Annotated in this window: 20 protein-coding genes and 4 pseudogenes; 10 read left to right on the top strand and 14 right to left on the bottom strand. The window is 52.7% G+C overall.

All coding sequences use genetic code 11. From position 1 onward, the window contains the following. Positions 1 to 62: 62 nt before the first annotated feature. On the top strand, positions 63 to 965 hold the full coding sequence (locus tag ACPXSQ_RS18500) for a LysR family transcriptional regulator (RefSeq protein WP_013027955.1): 903 nt from the start codon (positions 63 to 65) through the stop codon (positions 963 to 965). 296 nt (positions 966 to 1,261) lie between these two features. Next, complete coding sequence (locus ACPXSQ_RS18495; RefSeq protein ID WP_072139175.1) at positions 1,262 to 2,047, top strand: CDP-diacylglycerol diphosphatase; 786 nt, start codon at positions 1,262 to 1,264, stop codon at positions 2,045 to 2,047. 5 nt (positions 2,048 to 2,052) lie between these two features. On the opposite strand, the gene ACPXSQ_RS18490 is transcribed toward ACPXSQ_RS18495, so the two are convergent. Further along, a complete protein-coding gene (locus tag ACPXSQ_RS18490; protein WP_240678607.1) occupies positions 2,053 to 2,514 on the bottom strand; it encodes a hypothetical protein in 462 nt (153 codons plus the stop codon). A 573-nt stretch (positions 2,515 to 3,087) separates the two neighbouring features. Between ACPXSQ_RS18490 and ACPXSQ_RS18485 the strand changes: the two genes are divergently transcribed. After that, on the top strand, positions 3,088 to 4,290 hold the full coding sequence (locus ACPXSQ_RS18485) for an MFS transporter (protein ID WP_014598266.1): 1,203 nt from the start codon (positions 3,088 to 3,090) through the stop codon (positions 4,288 to 4,290). Between the two features lie 362 nt (positions 4,291 to 4,652). After that, positions 4,653 to 6,128, top strand: coding sequence for a glycine betaine/L-proline transporter ProP (gene proP / locus ACPXSQ_RS18480; RefSeq protein ID WP_089528434.1), 1,476 nt, complete (start codon positions 4,653 to 4,655; stop codon positions 6,126 to 6,128). Positions 6,129 to 6,188: 60 nt separating this feature from the next. Here proP and ACPXSQ_RS18475 read toward each other — a convergent pair whose 3' ends face one another. Further along, a complete protein-coding gene (locus ACPXSQ_RS18475) occupies positions 6,189 to 6,725 on the bottom strand; it encodes a YbhB/YbcL family Raf kinase inhibitor-like protein (RefSeq protein WP_019105898.1) in 537 nt (178 codons plus the stop codon). A 368-nt stretch (positions 6,726 to 7,093) separates the two neighbouring features. Here ACPXSQ_RS18475 and ACPXSQ_RS18470 point away from each other — a divergent pair, with 368 nt between their 5' ends. Continuing rightward, positions 7,094 to 7,267 (top strand): GhoT/OrtT family toxin, encoded by a 174-nt coding sequence (locus ACPXSQ_RS18470; RefSeq protein ID WP_014333244.1) that lies wholly within the window; start codon positions 7,094 to 7,096, stop codon positions 7,265 to 7,267. Between the two features lie 328 nt (positions 7,268 to 7,595). On the opposite strand, the gene ACPXSQ_RS18465 is transcribed toward ACPXSQ_RS18470, so the two are convergent. From ACPXSQ_RS18465 to clcA, 10 genes and pseudogenes are all read right to left on the bottom strand, one after another. Then, on the bottom strand, positions 7,596 to 8,987 hold the full coding sequence (locus ACPXSQ_RS18465) for a VasL domain-containing protein (RefSeq protein ID WP_426144216.1): 1,392 nt from the start codon (positions 8,985 to 8,987) through the stop codon (positions 7,596 to 7,598). 326 nt (positions 8,988 to 9,313) lie between these two features. Continuing rightward, positions 9,314 to 9,670: pseudogene (gene tssE, locus ACPXSQ_RS18460) on the bottom strand (type VI secretion system baseplate subunit TssE); the annotation flags it as partial. Further along, the gene (gene tssA / locus ACPXSQ_RS18455; protein WP_426144215.1) at positions 9,580 to 11,220 is read right to left on the bottom strand and encodes a type VI secretion system protein TssA; all 1,641 of its coding nucleotides are present in this window, start codon (positions 11,218 to 11,220) and stop codon (positions 9,580 to 9,582) included. The gene tssA and the pseudogene tssE, both read right to left, overlap by 91 nt. Before the next feature lie 169 nt (positions 11,221 to 11,389). Further along, a pseudogene (locus ACPXSQ_RS18450) lies at positions 11,390 to 12,655 on the bottom strand (type VI secretion protein VasK); the annotation flags it as partial. After that, positions 12,642 to 13,790, bottom strand: coding sequence for a hypothetical protein (locus ACPXSQ_RS18445; RefSeq protein WP_426144214.1), 1,149 nt, complete (start codon positions 13,788 to 13,790; stop codon positions 12,642 to 12,644). The gene ACPXSQ_RS18445 and the pseudogene ACPXSQ_RS18450, both read right to left, overlap by 14 nt. After that, positions 13,774 to 14,031 carry a PAAR domain-containing protein gene (locus ACPXSQ_RS18440; RefSeq protein WP_133344964.1) on the bottom strand — a complete coding sequence of 86 codons (258 nt, stop codon included), beginning with the start codon at positions 14,029 to 14,031 and terminating at the stop codon, positions 13,774 to 13,776. The genes ACPXSQ_RS18445 and ACPXSQ_RS18440 overlap by 17 nt, the downstream gene beginning before the upstream one ends. Before the next feature lie 14 nt (positions 14,032 to 14,045). Beyond that, positions 14,046 to 14,525, bottom strand: a pseudogene (locus ACPXSQ_RS18435) (DUF2235 domain-containing protein); the annotation flags it as partial. Further along, positions 14,524 to 15,054, bottom strand: a pseudogene (locus ACPXSQ_RS18430) (AAA family ATPase); the annotation flags it as partial. The pseudogenes ACPXSQ_RS18430 and ACPXSQ_RS18435, both read right to left, overlap by 2 nt. 140 nt (positions 15,055 to 15,194) lie before the next feature. Further along, complete coding sequence (tssB, locus tag ACPXSQ_RS18425; RefSeq protein WP_426144213.1) at positions 15,195 to 15,671, bottom strand: type VI secretion system contractile sheath small subunit; 477 nt, start codon at positions 15,669 to 15,671, stop codon at positions 15,195 to 15,197. A 1,080-nt stretch (positions 15,672 to 16,751) separates the two neighbouring features. Further along, positions 16,752 to 18,170, bottom strand: a complete 1,419-nt coding sequence (gene clcA, locus ACPXSQ_RS18420; protein WP_024471503.1) for a H(+)/Cl(-) exchange transporter ClcA — start codon at positions 18,168 to 18,170, stop codon at positions 16,752 to 16,754. Positions 18,171 to 18,428: 258 nt separating this feature from the next. Between clcA and glsB the strand changes: the two genes are divergently transcribed. Continuing rightward, complete coding sequence (gene glsB / locus ACPXSQ_RS18415; RefSeq protein ID WP_014598235.1) at positions 18,429 to 19,349, top strand: glutaminase B; 921 nt, start codon at positions 18,429 to 18,431, stop codon at positions 19,347 to 19,349. 1 nt (position 19,350) lies between these two features. On the opposite strand, the gene ACPXSQ_RS18410 is transcribed toward glsB, so the two are convergent. Further along, positions 19,351 to 20,292, bottom strand: a complete 942-nt coding sequence (locus tag ACPXSQ_RS18410; RefSeq protein WP_013027987.1) for a D-2-hydroxyacid dehydrogenase — start codon at positions 20,290 to 20,292, stop codon at positions 19,351 to 19,353. Between the two features lie 185 nt (positions 20,293 to 20,477). On the opposite strand from ACPXSQ_RS18410, the gene ACPXSQ_RS18405 reads away from it, so the two are divergent. Both ACPXSQ_RS18405 and ACPXSQ_RS18400 read left to right on the top strand, forming a co-directional pair. Continuing rightward, the gene (locus ACPXSQ_RS18405; RefSeq protein ID WP_024471501.1) at positions 20,478 to 20,906 is read left to right on the top strand and encodes a DUF2946 domain-containing protein; all 429 of its coding nucleotides are present in this window, start codon (positions 20,478 to 20,480) and stop codon (positions 20,904 to 20,906) included. A 63-nt stretch (positions 20,907 to 20,969) separates the two neighbouring features. After that, positions 20,970 to 22,706 (top strand): DUF2534 family protein, encoded by a 1,737-nt coding sequence (locus ACPXSQ_RS18400; protein ID WP_022622835.1) that lies wholly within the window; start codon positions 20,970 to 20,972, stop codon positions 22,704 to 22,706. A gap of 59 nt (positions 22,707 to 22,765) precedes the next feature. Here ACPXSQ_RS18400 and ACPXSQ_RS18395 read toward each other — a convergent pair whose 3' ends face one another. Further along, entirely contained in the window at positions 22,766 to 22,984 is a 219-nt protein-coding gene (locus ACPXSQ_RS18395; protein WP_014604682.1) for a helix-turn-helix domain-containing protein, read from the bottom strand. Between the two features lie 149 nt (positions 22,985 to 23,133). On the opposite strand from ACPXSQ_RS18395, the gene ACPXSQ_RS18390 reads away from it, so the two are divergent. Both ACPXSQ_RS18390 and ACPXSQ_RS18385 read left to right on the top strand, forming a co-directional pair. Further along, the gene (locus ACPXSQ_RS18390) at positions 23,134 to 23,682 is read left to right on the top strand and encodes a YtfJ family protein (RefSeq protein ID WP_105080746.1); all 549 of its coding nucleotides are present in this window, start codon (positions 23,134 to 23,136) and stop codon (positions 23,680 to 23,682) included. Positions 23,683 to 23,925: 243 nt separating this feature from the next. Beyond that, positions 23,926 to 24,834, top strand: coding sequence for a polyprenyl synthetase family protein (locus ACPXSQ_RS18385; protein ID WP_275233621.1), 909 nt, complete (start codon positions 23,926 to 23,928; stop codon positions 24,832 to 24,834). Positions 24,835 to 24,839: the final 5 nt, after the last annotated feature.

Here is a 24,839-nt window from a genome sequence, read left to right as displayed (position 1 = left end):
AGAGAATTTCATTCCTATTTTGGGTAATAATTCACATCATTATCAACCTGAGTTCATCAATCATGCACGATCAGCGTCTTAAAGACATTGTTCCTTTTGTGGCCAGTGTAGAAAGCGGGAGTTTTACCGCTGCGGCTGCCCGTTTACATGTCACGGGTTCTGCCATCAGTAAAAGCGTTAGCCGACTGGAGATGCGACTGGGCTCGCGCCTGCTCGAACGCACAACGCGAAAACTGCAACTGACGGATGCGGGCAGCGCCTATTACCAAACCTGCTTACGCATCATGGAAGAGCTGGCCGAAGCAGAAGCCGTCCTGGCTGCGCAACGGATTATTCCTTCCGGCCGTCTGAGACTGGCCGTGCCGCATACTTATGGCCGGCTGAACGTGATGCCGTTGCTGATTCCGTTTTGTCAGCAGCATCCCGAGCTTGAATTGAGAATGAGTTTTTCAGATCGCTTCATCGATCTGTTTGATGAAGGCATCGACGTTGCGGTCAGAATTGGCGGCTCAGATGATTTACCCGCATCAATGGGCTGCCGTCATATTGGTCGTGAACGCATGGTGTTTTGTGCCTCGCCAGCGTGGCTGGAACGCGAAGGACGGCCGCAAAATGAACAGGCACTCATGCAGCATCGGGCCATTCTGTATGAACGGGCCGATAACACGCCAAAACCCTGGTTATTTAGTGGTAAAGACGGTCATTCGTACTGGCGGGACGTTCCCTTTCGCATGGCGCTGGCTGATGTGGATGCACAACTACAGGCAGTAATTGCCGGATTAGGCGTTGCACAAATGCCCTCGTGGCTGGTACAGAACGCCGTTGACAGTGGTGAACTGGAAATCTTACTGCCGCAGCAGCAACCCGAGGGGCTGCCACTCAGTGTGATTTGGCCCCGGCGTAAGCAGCTTCTGCCTAAAGTGGATGTTTTATTAACCACGCTAACGCAGTTAACCATTCGTTGATTGCGAGAGAATTTAATCGCTTTTTCACAGGGTGAGTAATGAGATATGGCGGATAATATAACGTCATTATAACCTTTATGCCTGTGCTGCCAGAATCGGATGGGCAGGTTAGGTCATAATATTTCAGTACTTTCTGGTCAACCCAATGGTGTTTATAACGGAGTGGCGCTAACGTAGAGGCATTCCAATCCGCTCAGGCGTAGGGACAAAGGCGATATGGCAGCAAGGGCGGTGAGCGTTAAAAAAATCAAAGGTTGTGAAACGTTGCCGGTACCTGACAGTGAACGGCTGCGTTTATGCTAAGTCTGCTCTTTCGCCTGATGGTACTGACTATAATGGCACTTACGCTGGCGGGATGCGCACGCTCAGATGCATTATGGGCGGTGACAGACAACGTTTGCATGGTGAACTATCACTACACTGGCCACCCGTCACCCTGTCAGCAAATCTATATTCCAGAGGGCAAACGGCAGGGTTTTAGCATTATTCAAAACCCTCGTTATCCCTATCATTTCATTCTGGTTCCCACGATTCCGGTATCCGGTATTGAAAGCCCGTGGCTATTCATGCCTGGCCGTCCAGATTATTTCGGCTACGCCTGGCTGATGCGTTATCAGTTGATGTCTCAATACGGCAGGCCTGTGCCGGAGGACATGCTGGGCATGGCAATCAACTCGGCCTGGGGCCGCAGTCAGAATCAGCTACATATCCACCTCACCTGCCTGCGAGAAGATGTTTACAGGCAGTTAAGGGCTGAACGTCCCTATATTCAGGATGCGTGGCATCCCCTGCCCGATAAGCTCTTAACGCATACTTATTACGCTCGCCGTGTCCTTCAACCTACAGCGATGGGCATTTACCCTATCGCGTCCGTTGCTCACTACTTTCGCCTGACGCCGCCTATGCTGGCTGAATATGGCGTCGCGTTAGTGCCGACAACGTTCTCGGGTGAAAAAGGGTTCATCCTGCTGGCAACCCGTCGCGGCTGGGATAAAGGCAATCGCGCCTCCGTTGAGTCTTTACTGGATAAGCGATGTGACATTCTGGGTTCGGGACCCGCAAAACCCTTACGTTTTAGATAATTAACTCACTTATGTAAAATGCGCTGAACCCACGCCCTCAACGCCTGATGTTCCCGAGGGTGATGGAAATTGTGTTCAGCCCCTTGCACCGTCGTTAGTACCGCTTTGTGGCGGTGTGCAAAGGTGACAACCGCACTGAAATCGGCAATCTGGTCCTGGCTTCCAACCATAATATTCAGGGGCAAGTTTTCTCCCGAAAACCGGTGCTGCTGAAGATACGCAAGATAATCGGCTCGAAAAACCGTGCCGTCAGAAGCAATGATGACCTTCTCGCGATTGAGCCGGGTTTCATCAACATCAGCCTTGACCATCATTTTTCTGATGAGACTGTCGAGATCGATAACAGGCGAAAGAAATAATGCCTGACTTATTTTTATTTTCTGAGCTGCAATCATGCTAAAACTGGCACCAATGCTGCAGGCAAATAGTGCCGTTGCACTGAATCGTTTCTGAGCATAAGCAAGCATGATTTTAATGTCATCAACGGCTTATGTTACATGGCATTCAGACTCTACATGACGCCTTTCACCATGAGCAGGAAGATCGAAAATCAGTATGCTATATCCCGCTTTTACAGCCTCAGATGCCAGAATCTCAATGCATTGATCTTCTTTATGGGAAAAATAGCCATGTACGGCAAGGATAAGCTTACCGCCTGCCCGATTACCCCAGTGAACGCAGGAATGCCCTGCACATGGCTTCGTGTCTTTAACATAGGGCTTCGCCTTCTTCAGCCTCTCACGTCCTCTGAGTCTAACCGGGCTCACAGCAGAAAATTTTGATTCTGAAACGCCTTAAACGGGACAGTTGTCGACGCCGCCAGAGAAGGTGGACAACAGTGTACCCCTGCATGGATACCTCTCACCGCAGAACGGCCTTCAGACCGCACCGCCGCTAGACCAGATTACATAAAAAGTGAATTTTTTCATTTTGTAACTTTAACGTTATGTTACTTGGTATTTTTGCTGCCATGATTCATTGCGTTACTTATTGAAATGTGTTGGTCACCCAAACCTTACTATTGCTACAGGGAAAATCACATGTCACAACGGTCACTTCAGGCACTGTGTCTGATGAGTTTTTTTCTGGCCGACGTCAGAGACGGTCTGGGACCATTTTTAGGCATTTTTCTGACAGAACGCCACTGGAGCCCGGATGAAATAGGCCTGGTCATGACCTCAGGCGGCATTGCAGGGCTCCTCTCAACGTTGCCCGCAGGCGTGGTGGCGGATGCAACGCGCTATAAACGTCTTGTCATCCTGACAGGATGCATCGTGATTACCGTTGCGACCTTATTACTCTGGTACAGCAACCAGTCCTGGACGGCGATCATTTCACAGATCGTTGCCGGTATTGCTGCCGCCTTTATTGGCCCGACCGTAGCAGGGATAACACTGGGCCTGACGGGGCAAAAAGGGTTCAACCACCAGATGGGGCGGAACGAGGCTTACAACCATGCCGGAAACACTCTGGCGGCTGTACTGGCAGGATTCGCTGCCTGGAAATGGGGGCTCGGCGCCGTTTTCATTTTAATGATGATAATGGCCGTCTTTGCCGCCATCGCGACGTTGGCGATACGTGGAGAGGATATCAATCATGAGGTTGCGCGCGGATTAGAAGACAATCAGTCTCAAAAGCCGACTCTGAGCCTGTGGATCCTGGCGCGCAAACCCGCACTGCTGGTAACCGGTCTGACTTTACTGCTGTTTCATCTGGCCAACGCCGCACTGTTGCCCATGCTGAGTATGCGCGTTGCCTCATCAACCGGGCCAGATGCGGTCGATCCCGGTTTGTATGCTGCGGCAACGGTTGTTATTTCTCAGCTGGTGATGATCCCTGTCGCGATTTACGTTTCACGCCGTGTGGATAAAATTGGCTATCGCTATTTGATCATGACGGCCCTGTTAATGATGCCGCTTCGGGCGCTTATTGCGGCAGAATTTCCAGAGACGCTATTCGTTATTCCAGTCCAGGTGCTTGATGGCATTGCGGCAGGAATACTGGGCGTTGCCGTGCCGGGCTACATTGTCTCCCTGCTGCGCGGAAGCGGGCACGTTAATGCGGGTCAGAGTGTGGTGATGCTAATGCAAGGCGTAGGTGCCTCCATGAGCCCGGCGATGACGGGGCTGATTGTGGCTCGCTATTCCTACAGTATTGCCTTTAGCGCATTGGGTTGTATCGCCCTGGTGGCCTTACTGCTGTGGTGGAGCACCGGACGAACGCCGGCGGCTGAACCGGCATAATTAAGGGTAATCTGCCAGCAATCTCACGCTGGCGGATTCTGGTTTGCCCCTGAATACCGCATGCTATAGGCGAATCCGCCATCCTGAATACCGTTTAAAAGGGACTCAGGCACCATCAGATGTACCAAAATGTAAACAAAGGTAAAAAATGATTTATGCCTATCTCACTTATTAATCACTCTTTTTTCCTGATTACTTGCAAAAAATTACATTCATGTACTATGTTTTCTCGCTGCGGTTAAGAACGCTCTATCATTAATGTCACTGGCCTCTTATAGCTTTCTCTTCCTTTATTTCCGTTAACCTCGCTGACTGGCTGCGAAAGCTATAGGTCGTCTTCATTTAAGTAGTTTGAGGAAAATATGGATACAAACCGTTCATCGTCACCCAGGCCTAAAAAACATTTCTGGAATAAAAAGCAAAAAAAACTCACGGTTGATGACATAACCGTTATCGATAATGACATGTTAAAACGCGCTGTCGGTGCCGCCGCATTAGGTAATGCCATGGAGTGGTTTGACTTTGGCGTCTACAGCTACCTGGCTGTTATCATTGGTAAGGTCTTTTTCCCCGATGCCAATACGGCAATTCAGTTGATCGCGACCTTTGGTACCTTTGCAGCGGCGTTTTTAGTCCGCCCACTGGGCGGTCTGGTATTCGGTCCGCTGGGTGACCGAATCGGACGTCAGAAAGTGCTGGCCATCACCATGATCATGATGTCGATAGGCACATTTTGCATCGGCATCATTCCATCCTATGCCTCAATCGGCATCATGGCACCCATCCTGCTGCTGGTGGCCCGACTCGTTCAGGGATTCTCTACCGGTGGCGAATATGGCGGTGCAGCAACCTTCATCGCAGAGTATTCGACAGATAAACGTCGTGGTTTTATGGGAAGCTTCCTGGAGTTCGGTACATTAGGCGGCTACCTGCTGGGTGCCTGTCTGGTGACCTTAATGACGAGCTTTATCTCATCAGAAGCCATGATGTCCTGGGGCTGGCGCGTGCCCTTCTTTATTGCCGCGCCCCTTGGCTTGTTCGGCCTGTATGTGCGTTTGAAACTCGAGGAAACACCGGCTTTCAAACAACATATGCAGAAGCAGGAGGAGCTGGAGCAGAGTAAACCGCGCCTGACGCTCTTCAAGATGTTAAGTAAGCACCGCGTGCCCATGATGAAGTGTATCGGGCTGGTCTTGTTGTTTAACGTTTCCAACTACATGCTGACCTCGTATATGCCCAGCTATCTTACCGGCGTACTGGGTTTACCTGAGCTCAGCGGGCTGCTGCTGGTGATGATCGTGATGTTTGTCATGATGCCGTTAACGCTGATGTGGGGCCGCTGGACCGATCGAATTGGTCGTCGCCCGGTGATTGGCTTCGGTGCAGTGGGCCTGATCCTGCTCGCTATCCCCAGCTTTATGTTGATCGGTTCACATAATATGTGGGCAGTCTTTGCCGGCCTGCTCATACTGGGTATTCTGCACACCTGCTTCAGTGGCACCATGCCCTCAACGCTACCCGCGCTTTTTGCCACTGATATTCGTTACAGTGCACTGGCGATCGGCTTCAATCTTTCGGTTTCACTGTTTGGCGGCACCACGCCTTTACTTACCGCATGGCTGGTTGATACCACGCAAAATACCATGATGCCGGCGTACTACATGATGGTTGCAGGTGTGGTGGGATTACTGACGATTCTGACGGTACGTGAAACGGCCCGTAAGCCCTTAACCGGCTCTTCTCCTGCTGTCGCAAGCGAAGCCGAAGCCCAAAGCCTGATTAATAAAATGGACAGAAAGGCTGAATCCGATCGACCCGCGCCAGCTGACGCGAAATAATCCGCCGTTTTCATCCAAAACACCCTGTCCGCAGGGTGTTTTTTTATGTGTACATTCAGTCTAGTCATTACCAAACCGGGCCACCGAGCTGGCCGCACCCAGGGCATGTCCTTTGAGTTTCTTCATCAGCTCGTCATGAGTCAAACCCGGTTCAAGCGCAGAGGGTGCAAGATCCGTGGCAATCAGCACGAAGTTATAGTGGTGAATGCCTGAACCGACAGGCGGACAGGGGCCGTAGTAATGGGCGGTGCCCGGTGAGTTTTTCCCACCCGTGTAACCTTTCCCCGTTGTCAGTTCACCCTGAGCAAAAGCACTGCGTTCAGAAGCAATGTTGTAAGCCACCATATGACTCACGCCGAGACCTTTAGCCCCCACGGGATCGGTCATCAGTAAGGCAAAGCTTTTGGTACCGGCCGGACTCTCTGACCAGTTAAGTTCGGGTGATACGTTTTCGCCGGTGCAGGCCGCATTACTTTTATTCGCACCGGCAAATTTTTTATCTAACAAGCCATTATCGCTGAAGTCTTTCGACTGCAGGGTTAAAGCCAATGCAGCAGGACATAAAAAGATTAACAACAGATAAGGAAATTTTTTCACCTGATACTCCTGTGTTATCGAGAGGTTATCCTGGGACGAGAGCGAAATTCATCCAATCCACAATGAAACAGTATATGTCTCAAAACCCGACAGAGAAGTGCGACAGGAGCCCACAGAAAAGAGGAGAAGAGAAATAAAAACCGCAGTTCGCCAGAGGCGACAGGCCTTCAGGATCGGCCTGTGAAGGGGAATAAGGCTTATTTTACTGTCATCTTTCAGGGTGAAATCGCCAGTATTTAGCGCCCGATTGCCGGTAGCAAACCGGTCTGACGCCTTTTTTTTATTTACACAAAAGGCCTGATACTTGATCTGAATCACAAAAATCCGCATGATCTGCATCAAACATTTAAACAGGTATTGAGGCAAAAATGACACTTTATCAACACATGCTGGTCTTCTATGGCATTGTTGCCTCGGTAGCGGCACTCATCACCTTCTTTATCGCCAAAGACAAGCTCAGCATCAAACTGTTGAGTGCTTTTCTGGTTGGTGCAACCTGGCCTATGAGTTTTCCGGTAGCATTAATGTTCGCGCTATTTTGAAAATTTCTCTCCTGTAGGTCAGATACATCGCTACCTGCTGGGCGGTCTTCACACTTCAATAAGACACCTTCACCAGACAATTTTGCATAACCTTCCCTTGGCGCAACCGCTGCCCTGTACTGTTCTGCAAAACCCGCTTTTTCCTGCAAGCGATGGCTGCAATCATCGCCACAGCGTGCCGTTCCGATAGACGCCTTTTGTCATGCACCGCACTCACTGACTTGCTGACGTCGCAAGATACCTGTTTTAAGCAGCGCGCGATCGCCCGCTACCGAAAGGGAAAATCGTAGGGTAACAGACTGAACCTCGTGAAGTTTTTACCCCACCTTTATTGTGAAACCTGGTGTGTTATTTCAGCATAACGGGCCGTCAGTTGCTTCAGGTGCATTTCCAGTTGAGACCGGGCAGCGGCAGGTAAAGGTTCGCCCGCAGGATGTTGTGACAATGCCCGCAGTTGCTCTTCAACCGGTATGGATTGGTTAAAGGACTGCATAGTGGAAAAAACCACTGATTTCAGCTCGCTGACCGTCATGTATTTTCCCTTTTGTTCATCAAGTCCGTTCAGTCTGTCACTCAGTTTTTGGAGTGACATCATTCCCTGAAACCAGCCATTTAGCTGCTCTGCTGGCAAAGCGGCAGCATAGCGTTGTTGCTGCCATTGCTGCGCCAGCGGTTTCGCCTGCTCTGGCCATAGCGCCTGAGCCTGCTCTACAAGCTGCCGACTGTAGTCAATGTTCCAGCCTGGCGAAAGTTGGTCCAGACGGGTCAGTTGTTGCTGCGTCTGTGCAATAAAGTCCTGCGGCAGGGGAATCTGCTGACGCAACCTAATCACCTGTTCAGGCGTGAGAGTGGCAGGTAAAGGCGCCAGGGAGGCGGCAAGCTGAGTCTGTAACGGGTCAGGCCGGTGAAGATCGTGCCAGCCCCACACTGTGGCTGTGCTTATTACCAGCATGGTACTCATCCCGGCAAGAAAGGGTTTCCACTTTTTTACCGGCGCCGTTATTGCTGCCAGTACGTCCACATTGGCCTGGTGTTCCGGCTGCGCAACGTACACCCACTTCACTGAGCTACCTGGCCCTGAGGAGTTTTCAAATGGCCCGCCAGCCTGAGAACCTGTTGATATTCCCGCGTCCTTCACCAGGGGGGCAGGCAGCACGAAACCTGGCTGACTCGTCGCCGTTGTCGGGATTGTGTCATCGCTGTTTTCCAGCCGGACAGCACTGTTGTGCATCAGGGTACGCAACGTATCCAACTGGCTGAGATGTTTTAGCTCCAGACGCTGCAGCACCTCCACCATAACGGTGAGACGTTGCTCTGCCCGATACAACTGACCGAGGTCGCTGTAATTCAGCGGGAGCGAGCGCATCCGTTGCTGCAGGCGCTGGCTCAAACTGCTGAGAATTTCCATTCGGGCGTGAACAGGCTGCGGCCAAAGTGCGCACCACTGATGGCTGATCAGCGCCTCCAGTATCGCCAGACCTTCATTGAGGCCGAATAATCCGGCAAGTTGCATACGGGCAAGCGTATACCAGGCCGCGCTCTGCAACTCCACACCGTTCTGCTCAAACAGTGAAAGGCAGAGCTTTTCGACATAGAGCCAGTTCACATCAGGCCGCGCCGGATGTGACAGCTTGCTCAGTTCATTGCGCAGGGAAGCATAATCCGGCAGCGTGCGCGGGTCGCCACCGGTTTTGATTTTACGTGGAGTAATGTCATTCATGACCAGTTGTCCATTTGACGTGTCGGTAGCGGTGGAAAATATTGCGGTTTCGCTTTCTGCGTAGTCGGAACGCTGCAGAGACTGTCGCGCGGCCAGATTTGCGATATGTTCCCTTTCGCGCGCGGCCGCACCATCGCGGGAAATCCTGGGGCTGTGAACGGCGCCATATTCAGCCCGGTATCTTTCAGCCAGGCATCTATCGGTTTCTGAAAATGCACCACGCCCGGGCGAAACTCAGCGAGACTGGCCTGACGCCCGGTGACGACGGGATTGGATGTACCGTTTTTTGAGGAAACGTGAGGGTACTGACAGGCCGTTATCAGGCTTCACAGACGGGTTAAGGTATCAAGATACTGCTGTTGCTTAAGATGCCTCAACAGGACCCGCCCCTCTGGCATAAACTCGGTGCCGTAGCGCACCAGTCCTATACCTTTGAGTTCAGCGTCAATGGCATAGCTCAGCTCTCCGGGGACTTTCTGTTCCAGCATGACAACCGTTATTTTTTTCAGACGTGGCTCATACTTGAGCAGAAGTGCAGATAAGGTGCCCATCATTTCATGGGCCGTACCTGGCATGCCTTGCAGGATTTTCGTCATGTCCGGCAAACCGTAATCCGGCAAATGCGCCAGCGTTCCGGCGCGACAGTTGAGGATTCGCTGCATGTTATCCAGCACTGAGAGGACAGCAGTAAATCCATCTCAGACTGAAGCCGCGCTTTATCGCTTTCGCTACGGCTGGCTTTTATGCGCAGCAGTCTGAGGCGACGGGATTTCACTTCAAACAACAGTGCCGGTGTCCACTGCGTGAGCGTGATGGACTGCGCGGCACTGTCGAGCTCTTCCAACAGATGCAGGGCCAGTTCATTCTTTCCCTTCTGCTCAGCCACCCGGGCCATCAGCAAACGCAGCAACCATTTGTCTTTCGTGGCGTCGGTGCCCGGACGGGTCTGCAGCCAGTGAAGTGTGGCATCCAGGCCGTCAGTGTCCGCTTTCTCCAGCGCTTCCGGTTCAAGTGCCAGGATACCGTTATCTGTCTCACTGACGGCACTGACCGGTTCATCACACCAGCCCGGCATATCGTCGAGCACGCTCTGATTTATCCAGTTCAGCGTGACTTCATCGGCAAACGGCGTACCGTCGTTGAAGGCCAGCGTTTCAAGCCCGATAAGGCGACGCAGCAGCCCTTTCAGGTCGGCGGTGATAATATCGGCAAAGATGTCCTGACCCGACTTCACCAGGGCCTGATGGATATACCACTGCAAATCCAGCCAGAGATGATTGGCACCGCGCGAAAAGGTGCTGTCCGCCTGCTCCAGTATCTCCAGCCAGCTCTGCTGCAGGTACAGGCGTTTGAGCATCGCCCGCTGGTCAGCGCGCGGCGGTTCGATTCGGGTTTTCCCCTGTGCATCCGGGGCAGGAATACTGTGCAATGTGTCATGACGCAGGCTTTTCATCAGCCGGTGTGCGGCAAGCCAGCCATTGGGTTGTTCACGCAGATACGCCGTCAGTGTACGGGCCTGGGCCAGCAGATCCTGACCGGACGTGATACGGCTCAGTAGCGGTGCGTCAGGTTCGGTGATGTGTGAGGGGGCCTGCAACTTTGCTTTATTAGCGGCGTTTTGCGGGACCACGGCATCCATGCCACCGGCTTTCATCAGGCGAGACTCCAGCGCGCTGTACAGGGTATTCAGTTCTGGGCGTGACGCTTCCGGCTCGGTCTCCAGACTGTCGCGAATAAGCAGCAGTGCGCCGGCAGTGCGCAGGGCATCGTCGCGCACTACTTCCGGCCAGAGTGACAGGCTGTCCAGAACGCGGGAGCCTGCGAGCCACTCCAGCGCCGGTTTACGGCTCCGCTCACGCTGAGGATGAAGCTGCGTTCCATAGCGCTGTAGCAATCCCGCCAGCAGTTCAAGCCCTTCGGCAAATCCGTTTTCCCCGTCCTGGTGCAGACGCGCCCAGCAGTAATAGGTGGCAATCCGGATATCTTTGGCTGTGGTGGTCAGCAGTTTTTCAGCAAGTGTGCAAATCAGCCCGGTATCGATGCCGGAAAGCTTATTGACCTCCTCCCGGATACGGAGAAAATCATCGTCATAGCCGGGGTCTTCTCCGGTCGGACTGGCGTCAGTTATCGGAGCAAGCCAGGGCTGCCAGTTTTCTGTGTGTCTCTGCGCCTGTTGCTGCAGCTGGGCATCGTCAGCCTGACAGGCCACGATCAGATTCTGTAGAGTGCTCATGGTTCGATTCCGTCTGCGTCACTGTTTCCTGTGTGAGCTATCAGCGCCCGATCGGCAATCGCGCTGTCAACACTGAATATCTGATCCGGCAGCGTGAAACCGCGCAGGTCCAGCAGCGCCAGCGGACCGTTTTCGTGCTGAGAGCGCAATACCCACTGCAGGGTCCGGCCAGCTGGTCATCTGATACGGCAGGATGCGCCACCAGGGCATGCGCCTGCTGCGCCACAGAGACAATCTGCTGGCGGTTGGCCGCAAACGAGAGCAGGGTTCCTGCGCCCCAGATACCGATGATGGTCATAAGTGTCCAGGCAAGGGTCTGTTCCCACGCCAGGCCGACCCGGCGGCCACGCACGCGGGCGCAGTCGTCCACGATACCCTGCCAGGTGGCGGGCAGAGTCAGGGCATGCTGGCGGGAAAGCGGCAGCAAGGCGGCCTCATCCGCCATCGTGTTTTCAGCCGCCTGCGGCAGACTGAACATCAGGCCGCGCAACGGGATGCGCTGCTGGTTACTGTAGAGCCAGGGCGAGAGCTGCTGTGCCCAGCGGGCGATGCCGCCGTCTTTAAGCTTCTGCCCCAGGCGCAGCAGAAAATCGTAGCTGATATTCTCAGCCACCTGGCTTGTACCCTGTTCAGTGAGTTTCGGTAGCAGTTGTTCCAGTTGCTGCGCGACTTCTTCCTGATTTGCCCCCAGAGGGAAAGAAGCGCCCACCGCCTGTTCGGTACGTCCATCCTGCGACCAATTGCTGCCGCAAAGTTGCCAAAGCCAGACCGGTGGCTGATAGCGCAGCGCTTCGCCAATTTTTTCAAGCCCCCGCAGGTCGTTGTCGCTGGTCTGCGGCGTGAGGTTTTGTGAAGCGTCCAGAACGCGAATAATCCCGTCCAACGGACGGCCCCGGCGCAGTTTACGCAGGGCTTCAAACTTTTCTTTATCGATTTCTTCCGTCAGGCTGCCGCCGTAAATCAGCACGGTGCGGTTGCCTTCAAGCCACTGATAAGCGTTTAACTCAGGCAGCAGTTTGGCAATAGCAGCCTGTTCGCCCGTGACCAGCAGCAGACGGATTTTATGACGCCAGAAGAGGTTATAGCGTTTACGCAAAACACTCGCGATCTCGGTTTTCAGCCCCTGCTGTTTTAAGTTGTGTTTGCGACTTTTGTATTTCACTCCCTTAGAGGAGAGCTTCTTCAGCCGGCTAATTTGCCACAGCTGAATGCCAGCAAAACTCAGCGTAATTAGACAAACTAACGCAGTCCAACAAATCCCGCAGACAATAAGGATGGGCCGAATCGATTCCCAGCCCAGCGAGATATCAGCAAAAAAATACCAGTATACGAGACCGCCGCAGAGTATCAGCAAAGTGACAACAGCAAGGGTGATTATCACCGTTACGGCAGTAGAGATACTTGCGTCTGGTTTAAGGGCGTTATCCTTTTCCATGTGGCTTCACTATTCCAAGAGCGAGAGTGTGTTGAGGATCGGTACTAACCCAGCCGCATGGCTGTGCTTCTGTTTGGGCAAAAAGAGCAGCAAGAGAGATAACAATGAGAGGTTCCATGCTGCCCTGCATTCCCCAATAGCTGTCCTGTAGGTTATGCGTGGTATTCCAGCCGCACTCATCCAACTGAGTAATTTGAGGATGTGAAAATAAAACGCAGGCGGGTGGATCGTCGTGAAGATCGCACTGTGCCACCGCGCGTTCACAGATGAGGTTCAATGGCTCTGAGGCAGACGCATCATAAAACTCACCCCGGGGCATCACCACCGGAGCATCTGCCCCGACCACCCAGAGAGCGGCTGATTCGCCCGCAGGCAATGGGCTATTCGCGTCAGCAGGGAGAGACACGCACCCAACCACCAAATGTTGACTCTTTTCATCTTCACGAAGCAGGGTCGCAAGCCTCGCGAGCGTTGCTTCTCCCTGCCAGTTTTCAGGTTGGTCTGGCAGGTGGACTTCAGGAAAAGACGCCTTCATTTGCTCGCAGAAAGCGGACCAGACAGAGGCATCCCCTAAAAAGAAACAATGCGAGATCGTAAGCGGCCTGTCACGCGGGGTACTCCTCCATTGCATCACCAAAGCGCGAACCAGCTGTTGCTCCCTTGTCAGGCTATCTGCAGAGAAGGTGCGGGCAATACGCAGTGCTTTTCCACCCGTTTCCTGGCGTTCAGCCGGGGGCCGCTGAATACGGCTAAGCACCCTTTGCCAATCCACCATATCCGCGCCTGAAGGACCAAGCAGCAGGACTTCTTGCAGACCAAAGAGGCTTTGATGATCTTCCCACCACCGACTTTGCTCATGCGCAACGTTGCGTTGCCATGCTATTGCATGATGCAAAGAGAGACGGAAATAAAGCAGCTGACAAAGCCAGAAAAAACCTATGCAGATCAGAACAAAGCCCATTGCTGAAAAAGCCATTCCGCTACGATTTTCTCCGCCAATCAGCACCCCCACCGCCCCGGCAAATAAAATCAGAAATGCCCCTGCCAGCAGCCATCCACGGTTTATCGGCTTTTTGGCTTTTTGGCTTTTTTCCAGGCGGGATACTGTGGCACGGCCCTCACTGTCCGATACCAAAATCAGGAAAGGAGCTCACCAGCGTGCAGCCACAAGCACAACGGTGTCCATGCAGGGCAATAGGCTGACCATCTACCTTCGAGAGTGAACTGCCTTCGGCGATGGCTGTTATTCCATGCTTGTTACATTTAACCGCATCCCCTTTAGCGGCAATCCCTTTACCAAAGCAGAGATAGTGCCCGACCAAAACCTTACCGCCGTACTCCTTCAGGATGTCCCCCTGACGAATAACCCTTTTCATTCAATGCCTCCTGCTCAGGTTGTCACCAGCGATTGTGCTTTTTCCAGCCATCCGGACTGGATAATTGATTTCGCCATCTCCAGACGTTTCTCACTGATGATTTCTGTCTGTTGCGCCGTCACAACGCCAGGTTCGGAGGTAAAGGCTTTCAGCACATCGGCGTTGTCGACCATAGGAATTGCCAGGCCGGTGAGATAATCCATTGCTTCAGACTCCAGCGTCAGCAGCCCGGCCGTGCCGGCGAGACCGGCCAGTTTTGCCGTCGTTCCCTTCTGTTTGAAGCTAAAGATAACGCCACCGACAAGCGTAGCCGCCCCAACCACATCTCCGGCAATGGTCAACGGAGAGAGTGATTTATTGCATTTGTTACCGAAGTAGATCATCCGGTACAGGAAATAGCTGCCCCAGGGTTCCCGCGTTCCAAGCGCGTAATGCATAAACCACGCGCGGGAGTCATGCACCTGATCGTCAAAAAGCGCTCTGACCAACCCGGCTGTCCGGCAGCAGGCAGGCCGTCGTCAGCGCATCGTACAGGCTCTCATCAATATGCGTGGTCAGGCAATAGTGACGATTCAGGCGCTGGCTTACCTGCCCCAGTTTCATCTCCACGATGGTGCGCATCGCCGCTTGCGACAGCGGGCGGTAAATTACCGTCTGGAAGCGGGCCAGCAGCGCGGGCTGGAAGTGATCACGTAAGATCGGGCGCAGCAGTTCGTGCAGGTCGCCTTCGGTGGCGTCTGGTTGTTCATCCAACCGCTGCATCAGGTGGTCGCTGCCCAGGTTCGAGGTCATCAGAATAACCGTGTTGCGGAAGTCGATTTCCCGCCCTTCACCGTCGCGCATAAAGCCGCGATCAAACACCTGATAGAACAGGTTCATCACGTCACGGTGTGCTTTTTCCACTTCATCGAGCAGGACCACGCTATAGGGACGCTTGCGCACAGCTTCGGTGAGGATATCCAGTTCTGCCGCCTCGTCACGCAGAACGGCAACGGCCGCGGCCTTAGCTTCAAAATCATGCATCGGGATACGGTCATAGCGGGAAATATCGAAGCTCACGCGATGCAACAGCTGGCGATTGTTCCAGCCACTGCTGAGCAGAGCAGCAAGGGCTGCAAGGGTGAAAAGAGTGCATGCATAGCCTAAGGTTTTGCCACGGGGCGTCATGCCCTGCCCTTGCGGCAGCAGCGGCAGAATAAAATCCGGGAGTGGGGGGAGAACCGAACCGTCCGTTCCAACCGGTTGTCCAGTAAATTTGCCTTTAAATCACGCAGCAAATTGCGCATGGAAAGCATGGCCTTCAGCTGGGGTATTTGGCGGGAAACCTGCTCTGGAGAAAAATCCTGCATGCTCTGGAATGACAGGCTGATGTTTTCTTCGCTGTCGTCACCGGCAAGCGTATTTTTAACGGTCAGGTTTAATTTTGGGGAATATTCAGAAAGCACAGCGTCAAAATTATTTTTGTTCAGATTAACTTTTTTACGTTCAGGCAGGGGTGCAGACTCCTGACCATTACTGAAGTCGCCCGCCACAAGTAATTTCAGAGGGAGCTCCGTTTTCTTGCTTGCGCCCCCCGTATGCAGATCCAGTTTTAAATTAATACGTGCCTTTGGCACTTCACTCTGAAAACTATCCGTCATCTCATCATCCCTCGATTTATTGCTGCACACACTTTTGAGACCAAAATTATATACACGCCAAATTGGAATAATGATCGAAACAAGATCAAATTTACCGATCTTTAATCCTAAAAAATAATATTATTAAGAATTTTCTACTGATTAATAATATCGAACAATCGTAGCCCACCAGAGGATTGGTCTACCGCTAATACAATGAACAAACGTTAATATCGCAGTCATAAGAACGTACAGGGAATCGGGAATATAACGATCTCGAATTGACTCAAATCATTGCTCGGGAAGCGGGAATACCCATAGCCTTTTAAGGCTGGCATTGGAGAGAGGAAGAAGATAAAAATGGCGCATCCAATAAGCGGAGAGTCATGACCTTATTTCACGTGAGGAACACGCTAATTGTCACAGGAAAGACTTCCCGGGTTTACGTGCCCCAGGCGAGTCTGTCATCAACGTTCAAAGCGATAAGTGATTCTATAACATCGGGCACAATTACAGGCTGAAACCGGGGCCTAACTGAATATTCCATCATCAGCCAGCATCGTTAGCCAGAAACACAGGCGTCTTTAGCCACGTATAAAAAGAGCCTTCCTGTTGCTCTTTCCGTCCATTTTATAGCGCCACGTGGTTTAAAAAGCCGGAGCGTCGTGGGTTGTCATATTCCAAAATGAATCACCAGAATGTGGGTAAATAACGCGCGAGCATGAGTCAGGAAGAAACGCGCGCAAAAAATGCCCATATTCGCGTGAAGGAGAGTACGTGCAATGTCGCTTCAGAGCCTGTTTTGTGCCGCAGAGACGGGATAATCGGCTAAGGTGACGCTGGCCTGTGAGCGAAGCATGAAGAGAACGCCGATAGCGCGGGGAGCCCTCACCAGATTTTTTCAGGATTCTGTAAGGCGTTCCCAGCGCAGCCAGCACTGCGCCGAGTCTGAATGTCACCGCTGGCCGTCAGCGTAAACAACCCTGTCTTTATCAGGTGCGATCTTATCCGCCCTCCGGATAACCCGTTTCAAGAATGATTGCCGTCCGACCTCAGGCCAGATTCCCGGCGTTAATATCTGCGCAATATCGCCCTGCTCACTCAGGCCCGATCGTGCGTTGCATTGGCCTCCGCCTCACTTTGTTGCTGCTTTGCCAGAGTCCGGGCGAGAAGCGTTGAATACAACGGCGTTCCGCCGAAATATTGCGCAGACAGGGTAGCCCCAAGACAGGTAATAATCATTGGCAGAATAAGCTGATAATTATTCGTCATCTCCAACACCAGAATAATGCCGGTCAAGGGTGCGCGTACCGAGGCCGCAAATAACGCCCCCATGCCCGCAACGGCAAAGGTTGCCGCTTCAAGATGATACGCCGGAAACATCGCAACACAGAGTTGACCGACGCTGATGCCGAGTAATGTGCCGAGCGTCAGCATCGGCGCGAAAATACCGCCTGGCGCCCCGGATGCGAAACACAGCAAGGTGGTCAGCGCGCGAAGAAAAAACAGGGAGAGTAGAGCGGCGGAGGTATATGTACCGGCTGAAAAGTCGGGAATTAACGTAATACCGCCAGTGACGGCCTGAGGCAGTACCAGCCCCAGCAGACCGCATAATCCGCCCAACACTGCACCGCCCAGCACCCAACGCGAGGTTTGGCCCTTGTGAAGAGTCTGAAACAGATCCTGCAGCGTGAATATCAGACGATTAAAGGCCACACCGCAGCCACCAAATAAAATCCCTAACAGCAAATATAACCACAGGGTTTGTATCGGCGCATCTTTCAGTTGCCCGATGTTAATGATGGGTTCGTTACCGTTCAGCGCGCGAAAAACAATGCTTGAGGTAATGACCCCAACAAACACGGCTTTGATAGAAATAAGGCTAAAGCGAAACTGCAGGCGCATTTCTTCAATGATGAACAGAATGCCTGCCAGCGGGGCATTAAAGGCGGCGGCCAGGCCTGAAGCAGCACCGGTAGCCAGAATAGTATGACGGGATTCAGAAGAGCGCATGCGGAAGATATCCAGACACATGCGTCCAATGTTGCCGCCAATCTGAACTGTCGGCCCTTCTCGCCCAAGCACCATGCCCGAGCCCAGCGCGCCCAGCCCCCCAACGAACTTCACCGGTAAAACTCGCCACCAGCGTACGGGCCTTAACTCCTCCAGCGCACCTTCTATTTCAGGAATGCCTGATCCACCCGCTTCAGGCGCAAATCGCCTGACAAGAAAATAGCCTGACGCTGCCAGCCCTGCGGAAAAAATAAAGGCAAATAAGCCCATTAACAAGGCATTGTTTTCAAACTGGCTCAGCCAGTGGAGGCGGGAATGTATGACCCAGCTTACCGCTCTGTCGAATGCCACCGCCGTCAGGCCCGTTAATACACCCACCAGCGCGGCGAGCAGTAATAAGGCAACCGGCGTTTTATCTCGCCGAATAAGATATTGTAACAACCGTAGCCGACGGGGGCGAAAAAGACCGGGTCGGTTTGAGACAAAAGCGCGCATGCCTGACCTCAAAATTAGCGTGCTGAACAGCACCAACAATGCAAATTAAATCCAGAGGTTATCGCATCCCCGCCATAATTCCTCGCTTTTATTTATCTCCGAATTTTACTAAATCAGCAACCTGCTGCTGCATAAGGGATGATGTGGGGTAATCATCATCCCTGATAAAATTTCAGGCCTCGTCTGGCAATTTTATCTGCAAGCCATTGATTTGCAGCCTGAGGACGCTCATCATCCTGCGCCATCAACGATCTTTCTGGAGACGCGTGTGTGACCACTCTCAGTAATTCACTGCTTGAAGCCGTTCTTGAGCAGGTCCGTCCGTTAGTTCATCAGGGCAAAGTCGCTAATTACATTCCGGCGCTGGCTGACGTCGCGGCCGACCATCTGGGTATAGCGGTCTGTTTACGTGATGGCACAGTTTTTCAGGCAGGCGATGCTGAAACACGTTTTTCGATCCAGTCCATTTCGAAAGTGCTCTCTCTCACCGTCGCGCTGACGCGTTATGAGGATGCGGAGATATGGCGGCGAGTGGGTAAAGAACCCTCCGGTCAGCCTTTTAATTCGCTGGTTCAGCTTGAACTGGAGCAGGGAAAACCCCGTAATCCCTTTATTAACGCCGGGGCGCTGGTGATCTGCGATTTGCTTGAAACCCGGCTGACAGCACCGCGTCAGCGTATGCTGGAAATAATCCGTCAGCTCAGTCAGCAATCGGATATTCAGTACGATCGTCACGTCGCCCGTTCTGAATACGAACACTCTGCCCGCAACGCGGCTATCGCCTGGCTGATGAAGTCATTTGGTAATTTTGACAACGACGTCACCAGCGTTATGCAGACTTATTTTCACTACTGCTCATTGTCCATGAACTGTATTGAACTGGCTCGCAGTTTTATTTATCTGGCTAATCAGGGAAAAACCCTGGATGGCGCGTCCCTGATTTCGTCCCGCCAGGCGCGGCAGATCAATGCGCTAATGATTACCAGCGGTATGTACGACGGGGCTGGCGAATTTGCCTGGCGGGTGGGCATGCCCGCCAAATCCGGGGTTGGTGGCGGTATCATTGCCGTCATTCCTGGTGAAATGAGCATCGCGGTCTGGTCACCCGGATTGGATAGCGCGGGCAATTCGTTAGCCGGCACCGCCGCGCTGGAGTGCCTGACTGACAAACTCGGCCGTTCGATATTCTGATTCAGCTCACGACATTCACGGGCCGGTTTTGCTCAAATCCCGCCAGGTTCACCATGAGTCCCTGAAGCAGATTGTGCATGCCGCTGTTACTCGCCCAGGCAATGTGCGGTGTCAGGAGAAGATTGGGGATATCGGGCTGGAGTAGAGGGTGATCCCGCGCAGGGGGTTCACTGCTGAGAACGTCCAGCGCTGCACCGGCAAGGGTGCCATTCCGTAGGGCATCTGCCAGTTGCGCCTCGTGAATTAAGCCGCCCCGCGCGGTGTTAATCAGTAACGCCTGGGGTTTCATCTTTTCCAGCGTCTCGCGATCGATCAGATGACGGGTTTGCTCGCTAAGAGGGCAGTGCAGTGAAATGATATCGCTGGAGGCCAGCATCGCATCAAAGCTGACATAGCCGTCACGGATCCTGCTGCTGTCTTTGCGTTCGGCATAAAGCACACGCATTCCCAAGGCCTGTGCCAGCCTGCCGACTGCGCTGCCGATGTCGCCCTTTCCAACAATACCCAGCGTTGCGCCAGCAATATCCTGAATCGGCGCCCGGTGCAGGCAAAAATGAGAGGATTCAGGCCAGGAGTGACGCGTGCTGTTGGCGTATTCCACGATCTGGCGCCGCAAGGCAAAAATAAAGGCTATCACGCCTTCCGAAACACTTTGCGTTGAGTAACCCGGAATGTTGCTCACCACAATGCCACGTTCTTTGCAGGCTGCAATATCAATGCAGTCATAGCCCGTTGCCGTGACACAGATGTATCGCAGGTCGGGGAGCTGTGCCAGCGTCGCCGCACGTAAGGGCACCTTGTTGGTGATGGCAATGGTCGCCCCCTTTAGCGCTGTAACGATCTCGTCTTCGGCCGTGTCCGTTCGAAATTGCCAGTCACTACACCAGGCGGGCTGAGTCGGTGGCACGGGCAATGTGTCGCCGTCGAGTGTTACGATTTTCATTAGATCTCCTTTATTACAATATCACCGACAAATAATGTTATTTAAATGTACGGCATGAGTAACGATAAAGTTAATTTCAAAGCCAATTTGAGTGAAGGTGTTCAAAAGGTGCGACTTTCGATGGCTTAAATGCCATTTTTTTTAACCCTTTAATCTCCGTCGCGTTACACTGCCGCCCTGAAATTGTGAATAACTATCCTGTTCTGATGATGAAATCCACCCGCTGTAAACAACAACGACTGAGCGCCTGTATTGCGATACTGGCTGTACTGCTGTTGTTTATTGCACCTGTGGTATCAAAAAATCTTGCTGAACGCCATGATGCGATGACGATGTCAGGCATGAGTGCGGATATGCCGATGATGGATCATCACAGCGATATGGCGATGACCGATCACAGTATGATGAACGACGGCCTCGCCTGCGGTTATTGCGATCTGCTGGTGCATGTTCCGTTAATGTTGTGGGTATTTATTCCCTTCATCTGGTTGATCTGCCTGACCTGTCGCGCTCCTCCGCCCCGGCACATTGCGCGCCTGGCGTTACCGCGCCTGAACGGTATTTATCGACCCCGCGCACCACCCTTGCCCCGGTTGTTTATTTCCTCGATGTGATCTTTTCTTCTTACGCCATGGCGCAGGAGGAAAAGCCTGGTATTCTGAAAATATGGAATCGCTATGACTTTTTCACGGGAAAATAATCTTCCTCAACGCGGAGCGATGTTGAATGTTCTTCGTCGTTTACATTTTTATATTGGCCTGTTTATTGCGCCCTTTATTTTTGTTGCGGCATTAACCGGCACGCTGTATGTCATCACGCCGCAGTTAGAGAACCTGATTTATAAAGATGCTCTCACCACCAACGCCCAGGGCACTGCAAAGCCGCTTTCCGATCAAATTAGTGCGGCCAGGCGTTATGCCGGTAATGCCCGGATTTATGCCGTAAGGCCCGCTCCGGGCGAACACGACACGACGCGTGTGCAGTTTTCAGAGCCGCAGTCAGGCCCTTCAGAATCGCGTTCTGTTTTTATCGATCCTTATACGCTCGCTGTAAAAGGGGACATGACGGTTTATGGCACCAGCGGCGTATTACCTCTTCGCATGTGGCTCGATCAGGTTCATCGCGGTCTGCTGCTGGGCGATGTTGGCCGTAATTACAGCGAACTGGCGGCGTCATGGTTATGGGTTGCGGCACTGGGTGGCATTCTGCTGTGGCTGGGGACGCGTCCGCGGCGCAAAGTCAGACAGCCGCGTTCTGGCTTTTTATTAACGCGTTCCTGGCATATTACGCTCGGCTTAGTCCTGTCCCTTGGTCTGGTCTTTTTCTCGGTAACGGGATTAACCTGGTCACAGTGGGCAGGTAGTAATATTGATAAAATGCGCAGCGATTTTGGCTGGTTGACGCCTCAGGTCAGAACAGCGCTAAATGGCGATGCACCGGTGGTGGCTGCCGATCCTCATGCCGAACATCATGCCACGATGGACGGTATGGCAATGGGCGGCACCCTGCCCAGCATGCCGGGTCATAAGACCGACAAACCCGTTATCCTTAATCAGCCTGATGCTGACTGGGACAGGGTTGAGGCGGCCGCACGTAGCGCAGGTATCAAGGCGGCAAAAATTGAATTACGCCAGCCGAAAAGTGCCGGTCAGGCATGGACAGTGAGTGAGATCGATCGCCGCTGGCCAAGTCAGGTCGATTCGGTTTCCGTTAATCCTGATGACTTCAGCATTGTCGATCACGTGGAGTTTGCCCATTTTCCGCTGGTCGCGAAGCTGACACGCTGGGGCGTAGATGCACATATGGGCGTGCTGTTTGGCCTACCGAACCAACTCATCCTGGCGCTGTTTGGTACGGGGTTATGTGCGATGATCGTTCTGGGTTATCGCATGTGGTGGATTCGCCGCCCGGCATTACCGCAGGCCAATCCCGCGCAAACGCTGCTGGCAGCATGGCAGGTCTTACCGCGCTATCAGCAGGGGGCCAGCCTGATCCTGGCTCTCGCATTCGGTTATGCGCTGCCGTTGATGGGCGTGAGTTTACTGGCCTTCTTACTGCTTGATATCCAGCGCTGGCGGAAAGCACAGCGTGCTTCACGTCAGGAGGTTGTCACGCCGCTGGATAAGCAGTCTCCATTGGCGATTGTTCAATCCCGATTTGCCGTTAAGCGTAAAGAGATGCGTTATTTCCTGCGCAGCGTGGTCATTCTGGCAATTATTGTGGGAACCGTTATGGCACGCGCCATGGTGAGTGGCGTAATTGAGCAATACAATATTCCGTTCAGCGACTGGACGATAATGATGTATATCACTCAGGCCATGATGATTCTGCTTTATACCACCGTATTTACCGGCTTAATGTCGATTCCACTCTGGTATTTTTTCCTGGGTGAAAGTGACGAGCAGGGCAAGTAATAAAAATGCCCGCATTATGCGGGCGTTTGATGAATCAGAATGCATGCTAAGCCGTGTCTTTAATCATGATGGATATCGTGAACGCGTTGCAACGCGTGTTTTAACTGGCTGACATCCTCTTTTAACCAGTGCCGTTGCGCCAGAGGCAGATGATCCAGTCCTTCGGGAAGCGGCACACCCTCTAACGCCCCCTCATTACAAAGCGCCCTGACCAGGGTTGCCTGCGAAACCCCTAGATAGGCTGCCATTTCAGATAATGTCATACGATCTGAGTGCATTTTTCACCTCCTGATCTTCACTTGCTGATGCATTTTTGTTCAGGCCTCCCCCGGCTATATTGATCTCAAACAGGTTTGGGCATAAAACAGTTGAAAGTGAATAAAGTTGCTAAGCTGGTAACTCAGATCCTAAAAACAGGGATAAGACTGTGCAACGTTATGGATTGATGGCGCTTTTGCTCGTTTCCTGCTGGGCCAGCGCGCATAACATCGTCATCGGGCAGCCCCTTCCGTCGGTTTTTATTGCGGATAAAGGTGAAATGCGGCTGGAGGGCGGCAAGGTTAACTATCAAAAATGGAACAGCCTTTCTCTTCCGGGTCGGACACGTTTAGTTATTCATGTTGCAGGACGATTGTCGGCCAAAGAGCAGTCCGCCCCGCTTATTGCGGCCCTGCAGCGCGCCAACCTGCCACAAGACCGGTTCCAGACCACAACCATCGTGAATACAGATGATGCTTTGCCTGGCAGCAGTCTGTTTGTGATTAACAGTATCCGCTCCAGTAAAAAAGCCTCACCATGGCAACAATTTATTATCGACAGTAGCGGCGTGGCACAACATCGCTGGCAGCTTAAGCCAGAAGGTGCCGCTGTCATCGTGCTGGACCCTGATGGTCAGGTAAAGTTTGCGAAAGACACGGCGCTCAGTGCGGATGATGTTTCTCAGGTCATTGCAACATTACGTGCGCTGACAGGCTGACCCCTGGCAACCCGGTAAAGGTACCGCACGGTCTGCCAATCCGACGGAGGTTTATGAATTTTCCACCTTTTCCACAAGCTCAACTAGTATTAACGATGTGGATTTAGCAAAAAAAACCTGTAACCCTAAATGTAAAATAACGGGTAAGCCTGCCAACCATGTTATGGCAGATTAAGCGTCTTTTTGAAGGGCACCGCATCTTTCGCGTTGCCGTAAATGTATCCGTTTATAAGGACAGCCCGAATGACGGTCTGCGCAAAAAAACACGTTCATCTCACTCGCGATGCTGCGGAGCAGTTACTGGCTGATATTGATCGACGCCTTGATCAGTTATTGCCCGTGGAGGGAGAACGGGATGTTGTGGGTGCCGCGATGCGTGAAGGTGCGCTGGCACCGGGAAAACGTATTCGCCCCATGTTGCTGTTGCTGACCGCCCGCGATCTGGGTTGCGCTGTCAGCCATGACGGATTACTGGATTTGGCCTGTGCGGTGGAAATGGTCCACGCGGCTTCGCTGATCCTTGACGATATGCCCTGCATGGACGATGCGAGGCTGCGGCGCGGACGCCCTACCATTCATTCTCATTACGGAGAGCATGTGGCAATACTGGCGGCGGTTGCCTTGCTGAGTAAAGCCTTTGGCGTAATTGCCGATGCAGATGGCCTCACGCCGCTGGCAAAAAATCGGGCGGTTTCTGAACTGTCAAACGCCATCGGCATGCAAGGATTGGTTCAGGGTCAGTTCAAGGACCTGTCTGAAGGGGATAAGCCGCGCAGCGCTGAAGCTATTCTGATGACGAATCACTTTAAAACCAGCACGCTGTTTTGTGCCTCCATGCAGATGGCCTCGATTGTTGCGAATGCCTCCAGCGAAGCGCGTGATTGCCTGCATCGTTTTTCACTTGATCTTGGTCAGGCATTTCAACTACTGGACGATTTGACCGATGGCATGACCGACACCGGTAAGGATAGCAATCAGGACGCCGGTAAATCGACGCTGGTCAATCTGTTAGGCCCGAGGGCGGTTGAAGAACGTCTGAGACAACATCTTCATCTTGCCAGTGAGCATCTCTCTGCGGCCTGCCAACACGGGCACGCCACTCAACATTTTATTCAGGCCTGGTTTGACAAAAAACTCGCTGCCGTCAGTTAAGGATG

Origin of the sequence: Pantoea sp. EEL5 (assembly GCF_049892805.1) — a bacterium.
GTDB lineage: Bacteria > Pseudomonadota > Gammaproteobacteria > Enterobacterales > Enterobacteriaceae > Pantoea > Pantoea ananatis.
Note: the sequence above shows the minus strand (reverse complement) of the source record. Positions and strands in the feature narration are given on the sequence as shown.

What these genes read in the sequence shown, in the direction of transcription:
- ACPXSQ_RS18500 (WP_013027955.1), top strand. Translation starts at nt 63, where the DNA reads ATGCACGATCAGCGTCTTAAAGACATTGTTCCTTTTGTGGCCAGTGTA.
- ACPXSQ_RS18495 (WP_072139175.1), top strand. Translation starts at nt 1,262, where the DNA reads ATGCTAAGTCTGCTCTTTCGCCTGATGGTACTGACTATAATGGCACTT.
- ACPXSQ_RS18490 (WP_240678607.1), bottom strand. Translation starts at nt 2,514, where the DNA reads ATGCTTGCTTATGCTCAGAAACGATTCAGTGCAACGGCACTATTTGCC.
- ACPXSQ_RS18485 (WP_014598266.1), top strand. Translation starts at nt 3,088, where the DNA reads ATGTCACAACGGTCACTTCAGGCACTGTGTCTGATGAGTTTTTTTCTG.
- proP (WP_089528434.1), top strand. Translation starts at nt 4,653, where the DNA reads ATGGATACAAACCGTTCATCGTCACCCAGGCCTAAAAAACATTTCTGG.
- ACPXSQ_RS18470 (WP_014333244.1), top strand. Translation starts at nt 7,094, where the DNA reads ATGACACTTTATCAACACATGCTGGTCTTCTATGGCATTGTTGCCTCG.
- ACPXSQ_RS18465 (WP_426144216.1), bottom strand. Translation starts at nt 8,987, where the DNA reads ATGAATGACATTACTCCACGTAAAATCAAAACCGGTGGCGACCCGCGC.
- tssA (WP_426144215.1), bottom strand. Translation starts at nt 11,220, where the DNA reads ATGAGCACTCTACAGAATCTGATCGTGGCCTGTCAGGCTGACGATGCC.
- ACPXSQ_RS18440 (WP_133344964.1), bottom strand. Translation starts at nt 14,031, where the DNA reads ATGAAAAGGGTTATTCGTCAGGGGGACATCCTGAAGGAGTACGGCGGT.
- tssB (WP_426144213.1), bottom strand. Translation starts at nt 15,671, where the DNA reads ATGACGGATAGTTTTCAGAGTGAAGTGCCAAAGGCACGTATTAATTTA.
- ACPXSQ_RS18410 (WP_013027987.1), bottom strand. Translation starts at nt 20,292, where the DNA reads ATGAAAATCGTAACACTCGACGGCGACACATTGCCCGTGCCACCGACT.
- ACPXSQ_RS18400 (WP_022622835.1), top strand. Translation starts at nt 20,970, where the DNA reads ATGACTTTTTCACGGGAAAATAATCTTCCTCAACGCGGAGCGATGTTG.
- ACPXSQ_RS18395 (WP_014604682.1), bottom strand. Translation starts at nt 22,984, where the DNA reads ATGCACTCAGATCGTATGACATTATCTGAAATGGCAGCCTATCTAGGG.
- ACPXSQ_RS18385 (WP_275233621.1), top strand. Translation starts at nt 23,926, where the DNA reads ATGACGGTCTGCGCAAAAAAACACGTTCATCTCACTCGCGATGCTGCG.